The 15,232-nt window shown below is 59.2% G+C and carries 16 protein-coding genes; 8 read left to right on the top strand and 8 right to left on the bottom strand.

Annotated features, from left to right (window positions below):
* Positions 1 to 232: 232 nt before the first annotated feature.
* The 6 genes from CENROD_RS07100 (at position 233) to CENROD_RS07075 (ending at position 4,871) form a co-directional block, all read left to right on the top strand.
* The gene (locus CENROD_RS07100; protein WP_022773464.1) at positions 233 to 553 is read left to right on the top strand and encodes a hypothetical protein; all 321 of its coding nucleotides are present in this window, start codon (positions 233 to 235) and stop codon (positions 551 to 553) included.
* Positions 554 to 556: 3 nt separating this feature from the next.
* Complete coding sequence (locus CENROD_RS07095; protein WP_022773460.1) at positions 557 to 1,345, top strand: phage antirepressor KilAC domain-containing protein; 789 nt, start codon at positions 557 to 559, stop codon at positions 1,343 to 1,345.
* 74 nt (positions 1,346 to 1,419) lie between these two features.
* Positions 1,420 to 2,145, top strand: a complete 726-nt coding sequence (locus CENROD_RS07090) for a putative barnase/colicin E5 family endoribonuclease (protein ID WP_022773456.1) — start codon at positions 1,420 to 1,422, stop codon at positions 2,143 to 2,145.
* A gap of 63 nt (positions 2,146 to 2,208) precedes the next feature.
* On the top strand, positions 2,209 to 3,000 hold the full coding sequence (locus CENROD_RS07085; RefSeq protein ID WP_041193374.1) for a hypothetical protein: 792 nt from the start codon (positions 2,209 to 2,211) through the stop codon (positions 2,998 to 3,000).
* A gap of 51 nt (positions 3,001 to 3,051) precedes the next feature.
* On the top strand, positions 3,052 to 3,681 hold the full coding sequence (locus CENROD_RS07080) for an IS607 family transposase (protein ID WP_022773448.1): 630 nt from the start codon (positions 3,052 to 3,054) through the stop codon (positions 3,679 to 3,681).
* The gene (locus tag CENROD_RS07075; protein ID WP_022773445.1) at positions 3,675 to 4,871 is read left to right on the top strand and encodes an RNA-guided endonuclease InsQ/TnpB family protein; all 1,197 of its coding nucleotides are present in this window, start codon (positions 3,675 to 3,677) and stop codon (positions 4,869 to 4,871) included. Before CENROD_RS07080 ends, CENROD_RS07075 begins: the two co-directional genes overlap by 7 nt.
* A gap of 29 nt (positions 4,872 to 4,900) precedes the next feature.
* Here CENROD_RS07075 and CENROD_RS07070 read toward each other — a convergent pair whose 3' ends face one another.
* Together CENROD_RS07070 and CENROD_RS07065 are read right to left on the bottom strand one after the other, a co-directional pair.
* Positions 4,901 to 5,569: a hypothetical protein gene (locus tag CENROD_RS07070; RefSeq protein ID WP_022773442.1), complete on the bottom strand. Its 669-nt coding sequence runs from the start codon at positions 5,567 to 5,569 to the stop codon at positions 4,901 to 4,903.
* Complete coding sequence (locus tag CENROD_RS07065; RefSeq protein WP_022773439.1) at positions 5,557 to 6,381, bottom strand: biotin--[acetyl-CoA-carboxylase] ligase; 825 nt, start codon at positions 6,379 to 6,381, stop codon at positions 5,557 to 5,559. Before CENROD_RS07065 ends, CENROD_RS07070 begins: the two co-directional genes overlap by 13 nt.
* Before the next feature lie 379 nt (positions 6,382 to 6,760).
* Between CENROD_RS07065 and CENROD_RS07060 the strand changes: the two genes are divergently transcribed.
* Both CENROD_RS07060 and recG read left to right on the top strand, forming a co-directional pair.
* The gene (locus tag CENROD_RS07060; protein WP_041193372.1) at positions 6,761 to 9,826 is read left to right on the top strand and encodes a DNA topoisomerase III; all 3,066 of its coding nucleotides are present in this window, start codon (positions 6,761 to 6,763) and stop codon (positions 9,824 to 9,826) included.
* 111 nt (positions 9,827 to 9,937) lie between these two features.
* A complete protein-coding gene (gene recG / locus CENROD_RS07055; RefSeq protein ID WP_238551754.1) occupies positions 9,938 to 12,013 on the top strand; it encodes an ATP-dependent DNA helicase RecG in 2,076 nt (691 codons plus the stop codon).
* A 165-nt stretch (positions 12,014 to 12,178) separates the two neighbouring features.
* Here recG and CENROD_RS13090 read toward each other — a convergent pair whose 3' ends face one another.
* From CENROD_RS13090 to CENROD_RS07035, 6 genes are all read right to left on the bottom strand, one after another.
* The gene (locus tag CENROD_RS13090) at positions 12,179 to 12,394 is read right to left on the bottom strand and encodes a hypothetical protein (RefSeq protein ID WP_022773431.1); all 216 of its coding nucleotides are present in this window, start codon (positions 12,392 to 12,394) and stop codon (positions 12,179 to 12,181) included.
* Entirely contained in the window at positions 12,391 to 12,840 is a 450-nt protein-coding gene (locus CENROD_RS13085; RefSeq protein ID WP_022773427.1) for a PIN domain-containing protein, read from the bottom strand. Before CENROD_RS13085 ends, CENROD_RS13090 begins: the two co-directional genes overlap by 4 nt.
* A gap of 256 nt (positions 12,841 to 13,096) precedes the next feature.
* Positions 13,097 to 13,393 (bottom strand): restriction endonuclease, encoded by a 297-nt coding sequence (locus CENROD_RS14570; protein ID WP_081699838.1) that lies wholly within the window; start codon positions 13,391 to 13,393, stop codon positions 13,097 to 13,099.
* A gap of 19 nt (positions 13,394 to 13,412) precedes the next feature.
* Positions 13,413 to 13,682, bottom strand: a complete 270-nt coding sequence (locus CENROD_RS07045; protein WP_022773421.1) for a hypothetical protein — start codon at positions 13,680 to 13,682, stop codon at positions 13,413 to 13,415.
* 108 nt (positions 13,683 to 13,790) lie between these two features.
* Positions 13,791 to 14,399 (bottom strand): PIN domain-containing protein, encoded by a 609-nt coding sequence (locus CENROD_RS07040; protein WP_022773419.1) that lies wholly within the window; start codon positions 14,397 to 14,399, stop codon positions 13,791 to 13,793.
* Between the two features lie 10 nt (positions 14,400 to 14,409).
* Complete coding sequence (locus tag CENROD_RS07035) at positions 14,410 to 14,994, bottom strand: hypothetical protein (RefSeq protein WP_022773418.1); 585 nt, start codon at positions 14,992 to 14,994, stop codon at positions 14,410 to 14,412.
* Between the last annotated feature and the right edge of the window lie 238 nt (positions 14,995 to 15,232).

Below are 15,232 nucleotides of genomic sequence, written 5' to 3'. Positions count from 1 at the left end.
TCCCGAAATGGAGCGGTGACAAGCCGCGACACTTGCAACGAGTGTGACGCGGCTTTTTTGCGTCTGTGCCCCTATTGCTTTGGTTGGCTTTGCCAGTCATAGTCAGTTTGGTGGCCCGGTCGGGGGGTAGCCGCAAGGCTCGCCGTTGCTCCATACGGTATCTCAACCCCCTTCCGGGCCGCCTCCCGTTTGAGATGGGAGGTGGTTTACAAAACCGCAAATGGAGTAAACCATGACAACCGTCACCTCTTCTGGTGCGCAAAGCACCACCACCACCACCCAAGAAACCCTGTGGCTTCGTGAAGAAGTCAGGCAGATACAGGGTGCCAGCGTCGAGGCGCTTGCGCAAATTGTTGCGATCTCGCGTCTGTTGCATTGCTACATGGAATCGCACAACGACGACCGCGATGGCGACATTCAAACGGCCATTCGCGCCATTGAAACCATCGCGACCGAAGCGGGCCAGTTTGCGATGGATCGGGACAGCTACCACACCGCGCAGCAATGCATCGCTTCCGCCGCCAATGGTTCCAACGACAAGATTGGAGCCTGAGCCATGGAAAACGCACTCATCCCCGTCGGGTTGAACCCTATCGGTGCGGCGGTCGCGCAGACCGTCAACGCACGCGACCTGCACTCCTTCCTGGAAGTCGGGAAGGATTTCTCAACGTGGATCAAAGACAGGATCGAGAAATACGATTTTGTTGAAAATCAAGACTTTGTGATTGATTCCCCAAATTTGGGGAATCAAAACGGACGCGGTGGAGACCGCCGAAGCCTCAGCTACCACCTTGCCCTCGACATGGCGAAGGAACTCTCGATGGTCGAGAACAATGCGAAAGGCCGCCAAGCCCGCCGGTACTTCATCGACTGCGAAAGGGAAGCCAAGGAAGCAAAACCCCGTGACCCGATGCAGGTGCTCAACGACCCTGCTGCAATGCGCGGGCTGCTGCTGAACTACACCGAAAAGGTGCTGAACCTGGAAAAGCAGGTTGGCGAACTGGCCCCCAAAGCCGAAGCACTGGATTTGATCTCTACGGCGGAGGGTGCCATGTGCATCACCAACGCTGCAAAGAACTTGCAGATGCAGCCCAAAAAGCTATTTGCCTGGTTGCAGGAAAACCAATGGATTTACCGGCGTGCCGGTGGAAAGTGCTATGCGGGGTACCAAGCACGAATCCAAGTCGGGTATCTGGAGCACAAGATCACCACGGTGGAGCGGGCCGATGGAACGATCAAGCAAGCGGAACAAGTGCTGGTAACGGCCAAAGGTCTTGCCAAACTGGCTACTGACATTTGTAAAGAACTGCGCACTGTGCGGGAAGAGGACGCGAAAGCCGCATAAGCGCAATGCCCGCCCTCGGCATGGGGGCGGGCTGTATGGCCACCCGTCTGTGGTCGTGACCGCATCATCACCGCATGAACGCCGCCACACAACCGAAGCGTATCGTGCTGTTCCTCAAGGGCGGCGAGCCTGGGGGGAAGGGGTTATCTCCCAAGGTCGTGACCGACAAGAACGGTCGGCGTGTGACGCATTGGGTGCGGGCCAAGTCTGGCGAAGAAGCAAAGCCGCCGGGTCCCTTCAATGCGAACGAATCCGGCCCATTTGGGCCAATACTTAGGCAGTACCGCCACGATGCACAGGGTGCAATTGAGGCACTTACCGCATTGCAAGACGGAGAGGCCGTAGCTGCGCTATATCACCCAGAAGTTGGGGATATTGATCTGGTGTGGGGGAGAGCGGGGACATCTCGTAGCGATGGTAGCGGTCTTTCCAAATTGTTGAAATGGCATCCTGAAGTGCTTAATGACCTGCAAGGATTCATTTCGTCCCTAACAATACGGCAACGAGACAAAAAGGTAGTGCAGTTATGGGATGGCAGATCGCGCCGTGCAGCAGTGAAACTAACCTACGACGAAAAACAAAAGCACTGGCTTCTCACCGCATTCGAGAAAGACGGGAGTGGGAGTGGACGTATCACGAGTCCAGACACTGACACGCTTCGCGGAAAGGGTGACACAGCTCGCCTTTCCTCCATTCCCACTGAAAGTGTACGGCAGGACACTCAAGGCAGCAACCCCAAAGGAGCGGGAAGAATGACCAAAGCCTTCCCAAGGATCGTCTTCCTCTTGTCTCCCCGTTGATCCGCTTGCGCGTCAACCCCCGTCGTGACTGCACGATAGCGACATTCAACGGATGTCGCTGCCATGCCCATATTTTTCGACGGCCAATTGCTCGTATCGCCGGGAACGTCGTCCAAGGTAGACGATTCCCGGATGTTCGTAGAGAGCTTCGCTCGGGATTTCTACACACCCGGGGATCCCACCTACTCCGTAACGCCTGACGCGACCGAAGCGAACGAGGGCGCAACGGTCAATTTTGCCTTCCAGGCTGACAACGTGCGCGACGGCGCATTGTTCACGTGGGAGGTAGTCAGTGAAAAAGTTTCCGCGCAAGACTTCGACGATGGCGCAATGGCTGGCGCTTTCAGCGTGGCGAATTGGGCAGGATCATTCACCCGCACGCTGAAAAACGACCTTTCCTTTGAAGAAGGGCCAGAACCATTTTCTGTGCGCGTGCATTCCGGTTCCATACTCGGGCCGGTGGTGGCAACGAGTACCGCCGTGATGGTGTTCGATACATCTGTCGAGCCGGAAAGCTACCAAGTCGCCCCCAGTGCCCTGATTCTGCGATCCGGTGGCACCGTCACCTTCGACGTGGTTACATCTGGCGTTCCAAGCGGGCGGCAAGTGCAATGGCAAAAACTATCCGGCACGGCGGTGGCCGGGGACTTTGTTACCCCCCTGAGCGGAGTGGTGGAGATTCAGAACCGTCGCGCCAGTTTCAGCTTGACCGTGGCCGATACGGTAACGGCACTGCGCACCCTGGCCGTGTGCCTGACGGATGGCGCGAACGTGCTGGCCGAATCCCTTTCCATCGCCATCTATCCGCCCCCCAGCATCACGCCGAAAACCGTCAGCGTCTACGAAGGGGTTTGAACAGTTCAACGAATAATTGCGCATTTTTGCGCTTTCATGTATATTTTGCGCATGTCCCGCAAGATGGTCAGCATTCATGAAGCCGCCGAGTTTCTTGGTGTCGCGGCGCAAACGCTGCGGCGCTGGGAGTGTGAAGGCAAGCTTGCCCCTGATGAGCGCACGCCGGGCGGGCGGCGGCGCTATGACCTGACGCGTCTGCGGCCCGAGCAGTTCCATGCGAGGGAAGCTGCGCGTCGTACCGTCGCCTACGCCCGTGTATCTAGTCACGACCAGAAGGACGATCTGGAGCGACAGAAACAAGTATTGGAACTGTACTGTGCCCGGCAGGGCTGGACGTTCGAGGTCATCGCCGACCTTGGTTCGGGCATGAACTATCACAAGAAAGGTCTCAAGCGACTGTTGAACGATGTGGTGGAAGGCCGCATCGGGCGACTGGTCATCACGCACAAAGATCGGCTGCTGCGCTTCGGCGCGGAACTGGTGTTCGCCATCTGCGAGGCCCAGGGTGTTGAGGTCGTCATCCTCAACCAGGGCGAGGACACCACGTTCGAGGAAGACCTAGCGAAGGACGTGCTGGAGATCATCACCGTGTTCAGCGCCAGGCTGTATGGCAGCCGTTCACGCAAGAACCAGAAGCTGCTCGATGGGGTGAAGGCCGCCGTGGAGGCATCGCAATGCTGATTGCGCACCGTATCGCGCTGGATCCGAACAACGTGCAGGCGACATACCTAGCCCGTGCGGCAGGCACGGCGCGGTTCGCCTACAACTGGGCGCTTGCCGAATGGAAGCGCCAGTACGAGGCATGGAAGGCCAACAGCAGCCTGCCCAAGCCGTCACAACAAGCCTTGCGACGGCAACTGAATGCGGTGAAGCGCGAGCAATTCCCGTGGATGTTGGAGGTCACGAAGAATGCGCCGCAGATGGCGATCATGCAGTTGGGGAAGGCGTTCCAGAACTTCTTCGCGGGCCGTACACGCTACCCGACCTTCCGCAAGAAGGGCGTGCATGACCGCTTCACCATGACCAACGACCAGTTCGATGTCGACGGTTCCCGTATTCGCATCCCTCATCTTGGCTGGGTGCGCATGCGCGAGGCGTTGCGCTTCGTCGGCAGGATCATGTCTGCCACCGTTTCCCGTGTAGCCGACAAGTGGTTCGTCAGCATTACCGTGGACGCACCCGACAGTTCGCACCTACCCCAAGCCGAAAACCAAGGCGCGGTCGGTGTCGATCTGGGCGTGTCGGCGCTGGCGACGCTTTCGACGGGAGAGAAGGTTCCCGGTCCGAGGGCACACAAGGCGCTGTTGGACAGATTGCGCAAGCTCACCCGGAGCCTATCGCGCAAGGTCAAGGGGTCGGCGAACCGCCGTAAGGCCAAAGCCAAACTGGCGAAGCTGCACGCCCGCATTGCCGCGATCCGCTCGGACGCGATGCACAAGCTCACCACGGGCCTGATGCGCCGCTTCCATACCATCGGCATCGAGGACCTGAACGTGCGCGGCATGATGGCGAACCGGCATCTGGCCCGATCCATCGCCGACATGGGCTTTTTCGAGTTCCGGCGACAACTGGAGTACAAGGCCGCGATGCGCGGCGGCGTAGTGAAGGTGGCGGATCGCTTTTTTGCGAGCAGCAAGACGTGCTCAGCGTGCGGGCACAAGCTGGAGACATTGGCGCTGTCGGTGCGCGAATGGGTGTGCCCAGCCTGCGGCGCAGTTCATGACCGCGACGTGAACGCCGCGATCAACCTGAAGAACATGGCCGTGAGTTCCACGGTCGCAGCCTGTGGAGAGGAAGGCGCTGGCCCGACGCGCAAGCGCCGGGTGAAACCGTCCTCGATGAAGCAGGAAGTTAGCTTCATTCATGTTTAGGCAGGAATGAGCAAGTCTGATTGAACGGTTCAGCAGGGAGACAAGCCCTTGGGAAATTCAGCGCGTACGGCGTCGAGCAAGGTAGGGTCGCCCTGCACGCGCAACCGGAACCCTGGCGTGGCGGGCCGTTCCTGGATCACCCTGGCCGTGCGCACTCCGCGCGGAATGATCGCTGCCAGGGCCACCTGCGCCTGGGCTTTCGTGCTGAACACGCCCAGCGAAAGGCCCGGAGCCAGAGCGTTGCGTGGCACGTCGTAGGGGAGGCCGAGTTTGTCGAGTTGCGTGCGTTTTTGGGCCAGCTCCGCAGCGTTGACAAATTTGCCCATGTACACCATCCAGCGTTCGGGCAGGGATTCCGGTTCCAAGGCCCAGCCCCCCTGAGGCAGTGCTTCAGCGAGGATCTTCCGCAAGGTCTGTGCGCGGGGCACGTCAAGCCAGCCAGACTGCAAGCAGACGATGGACGGCGCCGATGCATCCGACATGGCTGGCGCACTGGGTGCGGATGCGGGGAGATGCGGCGGTGACAGTGCCTCGTTCCCACGCAGCAGCGTCAGCCGCTCCGGGTGGATTTGCCGTTGCATGCGCTGGGGTTCACGCTGGGTATCTTGCGCCAAGCCATAGGCGCGTAGCCATCCACCTGCCCAGGCAAAGTACCCCAGGTTGGCCAGTAGCAGGCACAACGCAATCAGCCGCAGCACGGCGGGGGATCCTCGGAATTGGCTGGGGGATGCACGCGGACTTCCTCGCTCGTCATCCGCAGCATGCCCCGTTCTGTACGCACTTGCAGCGCGCCGTCTGCATCGACACCCAGCGCCACGCCAGTCGTACCGTCTTCGAGCGTGACCGCAGCATTGGCCAGCGCATCGCGAGATTGGTAGTGATCGCGGAACGGAGCGAAGGCATCGCGTTCGAAGGCATACAGGGTATCGATGAGCGCGGGGACGGTACGCAGCAGCGTGTCCAACGCGCCTACGCCGGGCAGAAATTCATCCAGCGACGCGGCATCCAGGGGAACATCGGCGGAGGGAGCCATGACGTTGATGCCCACGCCGACGACGACAAAACGGGCCGGGCGTTGTGGATGCAGGTCGGCGGTTTCCACCAGGATGCCCGCGAGCTTGCGGCGCGCCCACCAGAGGTCATTGGGCCATTTCAGCAGGATGCCGGGGTGCAGGCTTTGCGCGACGCTCCACCCCGCAGCCAGCGAAAAGCCCAGCCACGTAGGTGGCGCCAGCGCTACGCCGACCGAAAAGGTCAGGCTGCCGGGGCCTTGGTCGCAAGCAGGCTGCGTGCTGCCGTACCAGCGCCGGCCATGGCGCCCTTTGCCCTGGGTTTGGTGGCAGGCGATCAGCACGGTGGGCTGGGTATTGCCTGCGCGAGCGCGGCGCATCAGCTCGGAATTGGTCGAATCCACCTCACTGACCACTTCGACGGCGAAGCCCGGAATCAATGGGCGCAGGGATTCGGCAACGGCTGGGGAAGACCAAGGCGCGGCGGAAGTGGAATGCATGGCAGGGGGAGCGGCCTGCAGCCGCCTGGGTGGGGGAAAACCACGGCGTGGCGGGAGGAGCGCGCCGCACGTCCCAACAGGGGCACAACGGCGCGAACCGGAAAATGTCCACAATCGGGTATTGTGGCTGCGTTATGAGTTTTTGTGAGTTTTTGTGAATTCTTGTACAAGGCTCCTGTACAAGGCTTTTGTACACCACGATGGCGTTATGGCGTACCGGCCCGCCCGATTTTCAAACGGGTCGAAATGAGGAAATGAGGACGTACACAAAACCGCCCCAGCGTCGTTCAACCCACTTTCCGTACTGCTTGGTGCTGTCTGCGTGGGGTTGCCTCGCTGGGACAATTTTGCGTACGTCCTAGAAATGATACTTAGTCAGATGAAAACATTGGTTATTGCAGAAAAACCCTCGGTAGCGCAAGACATCGTCCGCGCCCTGACCCCTGAGTCGGGCAAGTTCGAGAAGCACGACGAGTACTACGAAAACGCCCGCTACGTCGTCTCCAGCGCCGTGGGGCACTTGCTCGAAATCCATGCCCCGGAGGAATACGACGTGAAGCGCGGCAAGTGGAGTTTTGCCCATCTTCCGGTCATTCCGCCGTATTTCGACCTCAAACCCGTCGAGAAGACGAAAACGCGGCTGTCTGCGCTGGTGAAACTGGCGCGGCGCAAGGACGTGACCAACCTTATCAATGCCTGCGACGCGGGCCGGGAAGGGGAGCTGATCTTTCGCCTGATCGAGCAGTACGCAGCCGGTTCCAAACCCTTGGGTAAACCAGTGTCGCGCCTGTGGTTGCAGAGCATGACGCCGCAGGCGATACGGGACGGTTTTCATGCCCTGCGCACCGACGAGCAAATGCGCCCGTTAGCCGACGCCGCCCGTTGCCGCAGCGAGGCAGATTGGCTGGTCGGCATCAACGGCACGCGGGCGATGACTGCGTTCAATTCCCGCGACGGCGGGTTTTTTCTGACGACTGTCGGTCGGGTGCAGACGCCCACGCTGAGCGTCGTCGTCGAACGCGAGGAAAAAATTCGCGCTTTCGTCAGCCGCGACTACTGGGAAGTGCAGGCGCAATTCGCCGTCGAGGCCGGGGTGTATCCCGGCAAATGGTTCGACCCGGCATGGAAAAAGCCCGCTGCTGCCCCTGCCACCGCCAATGCCGCCGCTGCCACGGCCGCTACGAGCGCTACGGCGGATACCGACCCCGAATTGCGCGCAGACCGGCTCTGGAACGAGGCAGACGCCCGCGCCATTGCCAGCGCGGTGCAAGGCAAACCGGCCACCGTTCGCGAGGAAACCCGCCCGGCGACGCAGTCCAGCCCCTTGCTTTTCGACCTGACGTCCCTGCAGCGCGAGGCCAACGCCAAATTCGGCTTTTCTGCGCGGACGACGCTGTCCTTGGCGCAAAGCCTGTATGAACGGCACAAGGCGCTGACCTACCCGCGTACCGACTCGCACGCCCTGCCGCAAGACTATCTGCCTGTGGTGCAGCAAACGTGCGCGATGCTTGCGCAAAGCGCGATGCCGCACCTCGCAGTCCACGCCCAAACGGCGATCGACCAAGGGTATCTGCGGATGCAGAAGCGCGTCTTCGACGATGCCAAGGTCAGCGACCACTTCGCGATCATCCCTACGCTGCAAGCGCCGACCTCGTTATCGGAAGCGGAACAAAAGCTCTATGACCTGGTTGCGCGGCGTTTTCTGGCGGTGTTTTTCCCTCCGGCGCAATACCAGTTGACGACGCGCATTTCCGTCGTCGCCTGCCCGCAGGCCGAGCACCATTTCAAAAGCGAAGGCAAGGTGCTGTTGCAGCCGGGGTGGCTGGCCATCTACGGCAAAGAGGCCGCCACCGAAGTGCGCGATGAGAAGACCCAGAGCCTCGTCGTCGTGCGGCCCGGAGAATCCGCGTCCACCGTCGAAGCGCAGGCCAAGGGGCTATCCACCCGCCCCCCAGCCCGCTATACGGAAGCAACGCTGCTCGGTGCGATGGAAGGCGCGGGCAAGTTCATTGACGACGAAGGGCTGCGCGAAGCCATGCGGGAAAAGGGACTCGGCACTCCCGCCACGCGCGCCAGCATCATCGAAGGGCTGCTACAGGAAGGCTACATGGTGCGTGATGGCCGCGAGCTTGTCCCCACCGCCAAGGCGTTCCAGCTCATGACCTTGCTGCGCGGGCTGGGGGTCGAGGAACTGTCCCGTCCCGAGCTGACTGGCGAATGGGAATACAAGCTCAACCAGATGGAGCAGGGCAAGCTCAGCCGTGACCGTTTCATGGCGGATATTGCGGATATGACGCAGCGGCTGGTGCAAAAAGCCAAGTCCTACGACGGCAACACCGTCCCCGGCAACTTTGCGACGTTGCGCACCCCTTGCCCCCAGTGTGGTGGTGTCGTCAAGGAAAACTACCGGCGCTATGCCTGCGTAGGGCCGGATGGGCAAGGGGAGGGCTGCGGCTTTTCTTTCGGCAAGATGCCTGCAGGGCGGGTGTTCGAGGCCGAGGAGGTCGAGCGCTTTTTGCATGACCGCAGGATCGGCCCCCTCGAAGGATTCCGATCCAAAGCCGGCCTGCCCTTTGCTGCGGAGATGGTGCTGCGCTACGACGACGAGGCGCGCAACTACCGGCTCGAATTTGATTTCGGCACCTCTTCGGCAACGCTCGGGCCTGTCGATTTTTCCGGGCAAGAGCCGCTGGGCGCCTGCCCCCGGTGCCGGTCCGGGGTGTTTGAGCATGGCAAGGAATACGTCTGCGAAAAGGCCGTGCCCTCGCAGGAACAGGTTGGGCAAGCGTGTACGTTCCGCAGTGGCAAGACGATCTTGCAACAGGCGGTGGAACCCGTGCAGATGCGCAAGCTCCTGGCCGGTGGGCGCACCGACGTATTGCAGCGCTTTGTCAGCGCACGCACTCGCCGTCCTTTCCAGGCCGCGCTGGTGTGGGACGCCCAGCAGGACAAGGTGACATTCGAGTTCACCGTGCCCAAGAAGGGGGTTGCATCCTCCCGCGCCCGCACCGCAGCGGCTGCAAAGGCCACGGGAGCGACCGGAGCGACAGCAGCCACAGTCGCAACGAGGGCAACGAAGACCACAAGAACGACAAAAGCGACCCAAGCGACCCAAGCCACCAAAGTCACAAAAGGGGCAAAAGCAACCCCGGCCACAAGAACGGCGAGCGCCACCCAACCCGCCGCCAAGGCGCGCGCTCCCCGATCTGCTCCCTCCGCAGCAGGATCGACCCCCAGCGCGGAGCTGGCCGCAGTCATCGGCGCGGAGCCTGTCGTCCGCACGCAGGTCATCAAAAAACTCTGGGACTACATCAAGGCCCAGCAGCTTCAGGACCCCGCAGACCGCCGCACCATTCGCGCCGACGACAAGCTGCAAGCAGTCTTTGGCAAACCCCAGGTCCACATGTTCGAGATTGCCGGGTTGGTGGGGCAGCATTTGCGTTGACCCCAACCAATCCATGCGCTTTCGGGATGGGCTGACGGTTTGGCGTGGTGCCCCAATGCCTAGCGTTGGGGCCAGCGTTTGCTACAGGTTGTGGGAGCGATGGAAGTCGCAATGACGCCGCGTTCCGGCCCCCAGCGGGCGCTGCACAAACTCGGGCTGGTGCGTCCCATCGACCTGGCCCTGCACCTGCCGCTGCGCTACGAGGACGAAACCTGCCTGTATACCCTGCGCACCGTGCGGGAGGGGCAAACAGCCCAGATCGAAGGCCAGATCCGTGCCACCGAGGTGCGCGCAGGTCGGCAGTTGCTCGTGACGCTTGACGACGGAACGGGAACGTGTCTGCTGCGGTTTTTTTCTTTCACCCCCGGGATGCAGCGTGCATTGGCCGTGGGGCAGAAGATTCGCGTTCGTGGCGAGGTCAAAGGCGGTTTTGCCGGGTGGACGATGCTGCACCCGGCCTTCCAGCCCGCCGGGGGGACGCTGCCTGCAACGCTGACCCCCGTCTATCCCAGCACCGCAGGGCTGCCGCAGGCGTATTTGCGCAAAGCCATCGACGGGGGCCTGCAAGCCGCCGTGCTCGACGAATTCGTGCCCCCGCAGTGTTGGGAGGAAGCGGGAATCGACCCCGCGTGGACGTTGCGCGCCGCGCTCGCTTTGTTGCATCACCCCCCACCCGGTCCGCCGCCGCAGCGCACGCACCCGCCGCAGCGCACGCACCCGGCGTGGCGCAGGCTCCAGGCGGAGGAATTGCTCGCGCAGCAAATCGCCCAACAGCGTTCGCGTGCCGAGCGGGAGCGCCAGCGTGCGCCGACGCTGGCCGGCGGCACGTTGCAAGAGCGCCTGCTGGCTGCCTTGCCTTTTGGGCTGACCGCCGCGCAACGCCGCGTCTGTGCGGAAATTGCCGACGATCTGCGGCGCCGTGCGCCGATGCATCGCCTGCTGCAAGGTGACGTCGGTTCCGGCAAGACCATCGTCGCCGCCATGGCCGCGTGCATTGCCATCGATGCGGGTTGGCAATGCGCGCTGATGGCGCCGACTGAAATCCTCGCGACCCAGCACATCGCCAAACTCGTTGCGTGGCTTCAACCGCTGGGGGTGCAGGTGGCGTGGCTGATGGGGGGGCAGGGCAAACGGCAGCGTCACGCCGCGCTCGACGCCATCGCCAGCGGCCAGGCGCAGCTCGCTGTGGGAACGCACGCCATGGTGCAAGACACCGTGCGCTTTGCGCGGTTGGGGCTGGCGATCATCGACGAACAGCACCGTTTCGGCGTCGAACAGCGCTGGAAGCTGCGCAACAAGACGGCTACCGTGGGCGACGGTGGAGACAGTACATCTCCTCTGCAGCCCCCTCTGCAACCCCATTTGCTGATGATGACCGCAACGCCGATCCCTCGCACGCTGGCGATGAGTTATTGGGCAGACCTCGACGTTTCGACGATCGACGAACTGCCCCCAGGCCGAACGCCGGTCGTGACCAGGCTCGTCCACGCCGCACGCCGGGGGCAGGTGATCGAGCGCGTGCGCATCGCCGTCGAATCGGGAAGGCAGGCGTACTGGGTGTGCCCGCTGATCGAGGAGAGCGAGGCGCTTGACCTTTCCAATGCCACCCAGACCCATGCGGAACTCTGCGCCGCTATGCCGGGGGTGCGCGTGGGGCTGCTGCATTCGCGTATGTCCCCTGCCGAGAAGCGCATGGTTATGCAGGAATTTGTTGCCGGGACGATGGGGCTGCTGGTCAGCACGACGGTCATCGAAGTCGGCGTGGATGTTCCCAATGCCAGTCTGATGATCGTCGAGAACGCCCAGCGCTTCGGCCTATCCCAGCTCCATCAATTGCGCGGAAGGGTGGGGCGCGGGCAGGCTGCTTCGGCCTGCGTGCTGCTCTACGCTGCAGAAGAAGGCGGCAAGCTGGGCGAAGGCGCACGTGACCGGCTCCAGGCCATGGCGCAGTGCCAGGACGGGTTTGCCATCGCCCAGCGGGATTTGGAGATACGCGGCCCCGGCGAATTCCTCGGGCTGCGCCAATCCGGCGCGATGCTGCTGCGCTTTGCCGACCTGCGCGACAACGCCGATGTGCTCGACTGGGCACGCCACACCGCCCGCCACCTTCTCACCCACAACCCCGAAGCAGCCCAGGCGCACGAACAACGGTGGCTGGGGAACAAGACGCAGTTTTTGGGTGCGTGAGGGGAGGGGGGTGTCTGGGCGTGCGGTGATTTCGTGTGATGAATGAACCTAGATTCCTCAGTTGGACGCGCCGCCAGCAGCACACTCGGGCGCGTCCAATGTCGGAATTTTGGTTGAATGATGGGATGGATATCCCAACATTTCGAGACGTTCGGCAAGCCACACTTAGGCTTGGGTCTTGCCGCTTTTTTCTCCTATCTCAGCAAGAACATCATCCAAGGTAAGTTGGCCGAAAAGATATTCTCTTTCCTCAGTATAATTTCCAGTACCAGTAGAAAACTGGCCTAGAAAACGCATAGTATTAGCCGCTCCCATTTCTTTTGCAAGAATATGAAGGGCCTGATTGGTAATTTCTTGTAAAGGTATTGCTGGGATGGTCATGGTTCAATTCCCTCGATAAGTTCCAAAGGGGAAACTACCTTTGTTGTTTTAGTATTCATCTGCTTTGCTCGCCTAAGAAAACGGTCATCGCAAGTGCAAAAATAAGTTGCTTTCGCTTCTACCGCGCAAGCAAGATGTAACGAATCTAATACTTTGATTCCAAATTTTCCGAAGTGTTGAGTACGTTGTTTTACAGAGTCCGTAGCCTGAACGGTAAAAACGCTTTTTGACAAGACTTCTTGAACAAAAGCCTTTCTTGACGGATGAGGGTTGTGGTCAGCTTCATATTCCAAGGCAACGGAGTTTAATAAGTCCGCGTTTCCAGCTTCACACCAAGCTAATATGCCAAGAATGGCTTCAGCTTCGATATGAATGCGCATATGGGCTTGATCATCCATTGGGCGCTGTAGACAGCACATGTCTAGGTAAATCCGGATTGGTTTCATGGCTCCTCATTGCTTCTATGCAAAACGTCACAAGAACGGGCGACGTGCTTCAGCGCGGCATCCCGCTCGACAACAAGGTGTCGCGTATGCGTAAACAGATATTAGAAGAGGCTTTCTTGTTTGGGCGGCATTTTGTGCATAATTTCTTTTGCTTTCTTGCGTTCGCCGTAAAAAAATTCATTATCAATTTGTGTTTGGGTGGAGTACGCGTCGATTCTTTCAGAAGCCATGGGCTGACAGATGTTTAATAATTTTTTTAATTCCCTTCCCGAAACAACATGTAGCTTATTTGCGTGAGAGGATGAATTAGCCAGAGGGGGAAATTTATTAATCGCTTGATTTGATAGTGTTGATGTTGTAAAAAATACCCCGTGGCAGTCCTTGAAACCATAACACCAAAGAAGTCACGAATATCTGATACTGGAGCTTGATCTCGATATAGCTTGCATTGTACAATGCTTGTAATTGAAACCAAAACAATATCTGTTTTATAATATTCAGTGACTATTAAATCTATTCCTTCATCGTGACTGCCTTTTTTATGTAGAAATATTTATTAAAAACGAGATACATCATCGATTGCACAAGCATTTCAAAATCTGTTGGAGAAAACAAACCATACTGGGTTCTTTTTTTGTTAGGAGGTCCTCAAGCGCAATTGATTTATGCCAAAGAGCTTTAAATTTGTAGTAGAGCCAAAGAAACTGAGATGCCATAATTACAGCAAGCGAGTTTTCAGGCGATAAATCATCGTCGTCTATACATTCCATAAAAATGTCTCGGTGGATATTTGCCATATCCATCTGTAAGTCAATTACTTCCAGAAAATCATTTTCAGTCATACTGACTCCGAATATGCATTGGCTGCCACAACACTTCCTTGCCGTCTCACGTCGTACCTCAGGGCGCGAAGTCGGCTTGCATGCAGATCGTCTCACTGGAGCGCAGAGTTATGGCCCTGCTGGCAGAGCATAGGAAACCTTTGTGCCATCAACCCTGACGATGCCGCGTTTGCACAATTCGGAGAATAACTCAGCGAGCTGTTGCTCGGAAAGCTCCTTCTTGAAAAGAGCGTGAAGCGTGCTCAGCAGAGTTTTCTGTGTTCGCGGTTTCGACGCTTTACGGCGAACAAGATCGGCAATGACGGCACCTACTTGCGCTTCATGCGTGGCGGGGAGAGCAGGCTTAAAATAGGGAATATCTGCAATGCAGGTTGAGCGTTGAGCAAAGATTTTCTTTCCCTTGAGATATTTCAGCAGCGGATCGAACCCGGAATCTTTCGAGATGATGTGGAAGAAGGCCGTCGGTTCGGTCGCGGACAATGTACCCATGTAATAGGCGATATGGAAATCGAGGGCATTGTTTCCAGCAGTTTCGAGAATGATGTACTCGGCACTATCGCCCAGAGATTGCAGTGCCGTAGCCAGCGAAACGGGAATCTTTGATTGATTGGGGCCAAGGAAAACCTTGACCTTGAAAGGACCACCCTTGAGCAACCCGATATCCTTCGGCTGAACATTCTCGAAATCGACGAGGACAAAGTTCGTGCGTGTCGTCACGGGAGAACCCTTAGTTTGCGTTCATGTGCCGCAGCAGCCCGGAGGGAACCAGTTCTTCTCTATGAGTTCGACGGCTTTCATCATGGAGGCGCTGTCCGCTGGGCGATAAGCCTGGAGGAACAGTACGTTCAAAGACCGCAGAAGAATGACAGACGAGCCTGGCAAGTGAGACTTCATTTTCTCCACACGGGCAGGAATGTACTTCGACGAGTTCTTTTGCCCGCAAAACGCGCAACACCGACCACTCGGTCACGCTCCCAGAATCCCCGTTCACGTTGAACCGGAATCCGCAATCAAAGCCTTTGATCACCCTGCCACCCAGTGCGCAACGGGACGCAGCAAAAAATCCTCCAGCGCGATGCCGTCGCCGCCCACCAGCAGGGTGCGCTGTGTCCAGGCCGCGCCGCGTAGGCTTGTCGGCGCTGGCATAACGCACCGGCTGTGGCAGTGTCGCGGTGACTTGCTGTACCAGCGTGGACTTGTCTACTTGCCGAGGCCCGGCCACCACATGGATGCATCGGCGCGGCTTGTTCAGGCGACCGGCCAGCACCGCTGCCTGCGCACGCTGGAAAGTGGGTTCAGGATTGCGCACCATGTTGAGTATTTTTACTCAACGGCGCGTTGGCACTCGAAGTCGTTCCCTTCGATGCCATGCAGTCGTGTCAGCCGTTTGTTCTGATTCATGTTTGACCCGCATTCGAAATTTTTGCCTCGACCGGCAAAATTCAGCCCCGGAATGGGAGTTTTGCAAGAGGCTCATTGGGGTCCACTTGAGCTATGAATCAGGAAAGTCATGGCAGCCCTCCAGCCTCCCCCGCCCGACCTCTCTACGC

Origin of the sequence: Candidatus Symbiobacter mobilis CR, from assembly GCF_000477435.1 — a bacterium.
In the GTDB taxonomy this organism is placed as follows: domain Bacteria; phylum Pseudomonadota; class Gammaproteobacteria; order Burkholderiales; family Burkholderiaceae_C; genus Rhodoferax; species Rhodoferax mobilis.
This window is presented reverse-complemented; position numbering and strand designations above follow the sequence as displayed.

Bases quoted from the DNA above. Each gene is read 5' to 3' on its own strand.
- CENROD_RS07035 (WP_022773418.1), bottom strand. From the start codon at position 14,994: ATGGTGCGCAATCCTGAACCCACTTTCCAGCGTGCGCAGGCAGCGGTG.
- CENROD_RS07080 (WP_022773448.1), top strand. From the start codon at position 3,052: ATGTCCCGCAAGATGGTCAGCATTCATGAAGCCGCCGAGTTTCTTGGT.
- CENROD_RS07075 (WP_022773445.1), top strand. From the start codon at position 3,675: ATGCTGATTGCGCACCGTATCGCGCTGGATCCGAACAACGTGCAGGCG.
- CENROD_RS07095 (WP_022773460.1), top strand. From the start codon at position 557: ATGGAAAACGCACTCATCCCCGTCGGGTTGAACCCTATCGGTGCGGCG.
- CENROD_RS07090 (WP_022773456.1), top strand. From the start codon at position 1,420: ATGAACGCCGCCACACAACCGAAGCGTATCGTGCTGTTCCTCAAGGGC.
- recG (WP_238551754.1), top strand. From the start codon at position 9,938: ATGACGCCGCGTTCCGGCCCCCAGCGGGCGCTGCACAAACTCGGGCTG.
- CENROD_RS13090 (WP_022773431.1), bottom strand. From the start codon at position 12,394: ATGACCATCCCAGCAATACCTTTACAAGAAATTACCAATCAGGCCCTT.
- CENROD_RS07060 (WP_041193372.1), top strand. From the start codon at position 6,761: ATGAAAACATTGGTTATTGCAGAAAAACCCTCGGTAGCGCAAGACATC.
- CENROD_RS07085 (WP_041193374.1), top strand. From the start codon at position 2,209: ATGCCCATATTTTTCGACGGCCAATTGCTCGTATCGCCGGGAACGTCG.
- CENROD_RS07100 (WP_022773464.1), top strand. From the start codon at position 233: ATGACAACCGTCACCTCTTCTGGTGCGCAAAGCACCACCACCACCACC.
- CENROD_RS07065 (WP_022773439.1), bottom strand. From the start codon at position 6,381: ATGCATTCCACTTCCGCCGCGCCTTGGTCTTCCCCAGCCGTTGCCGAA.
- CENROD_RS13085 (WP_022773427.1), bottom strand. From the start codon at position 12,840: ATGAAACCAATCCGGATTTACCTAGACATGTGCTGTCTACAGCGCCCA.
- CENROD_RS07045 (WP_022773421.1), bottom strand. From the start codon at position 13,682: ATGACTGAAAATGATTTTCTGGAAGTAATTGACTTACAGATGGATATG.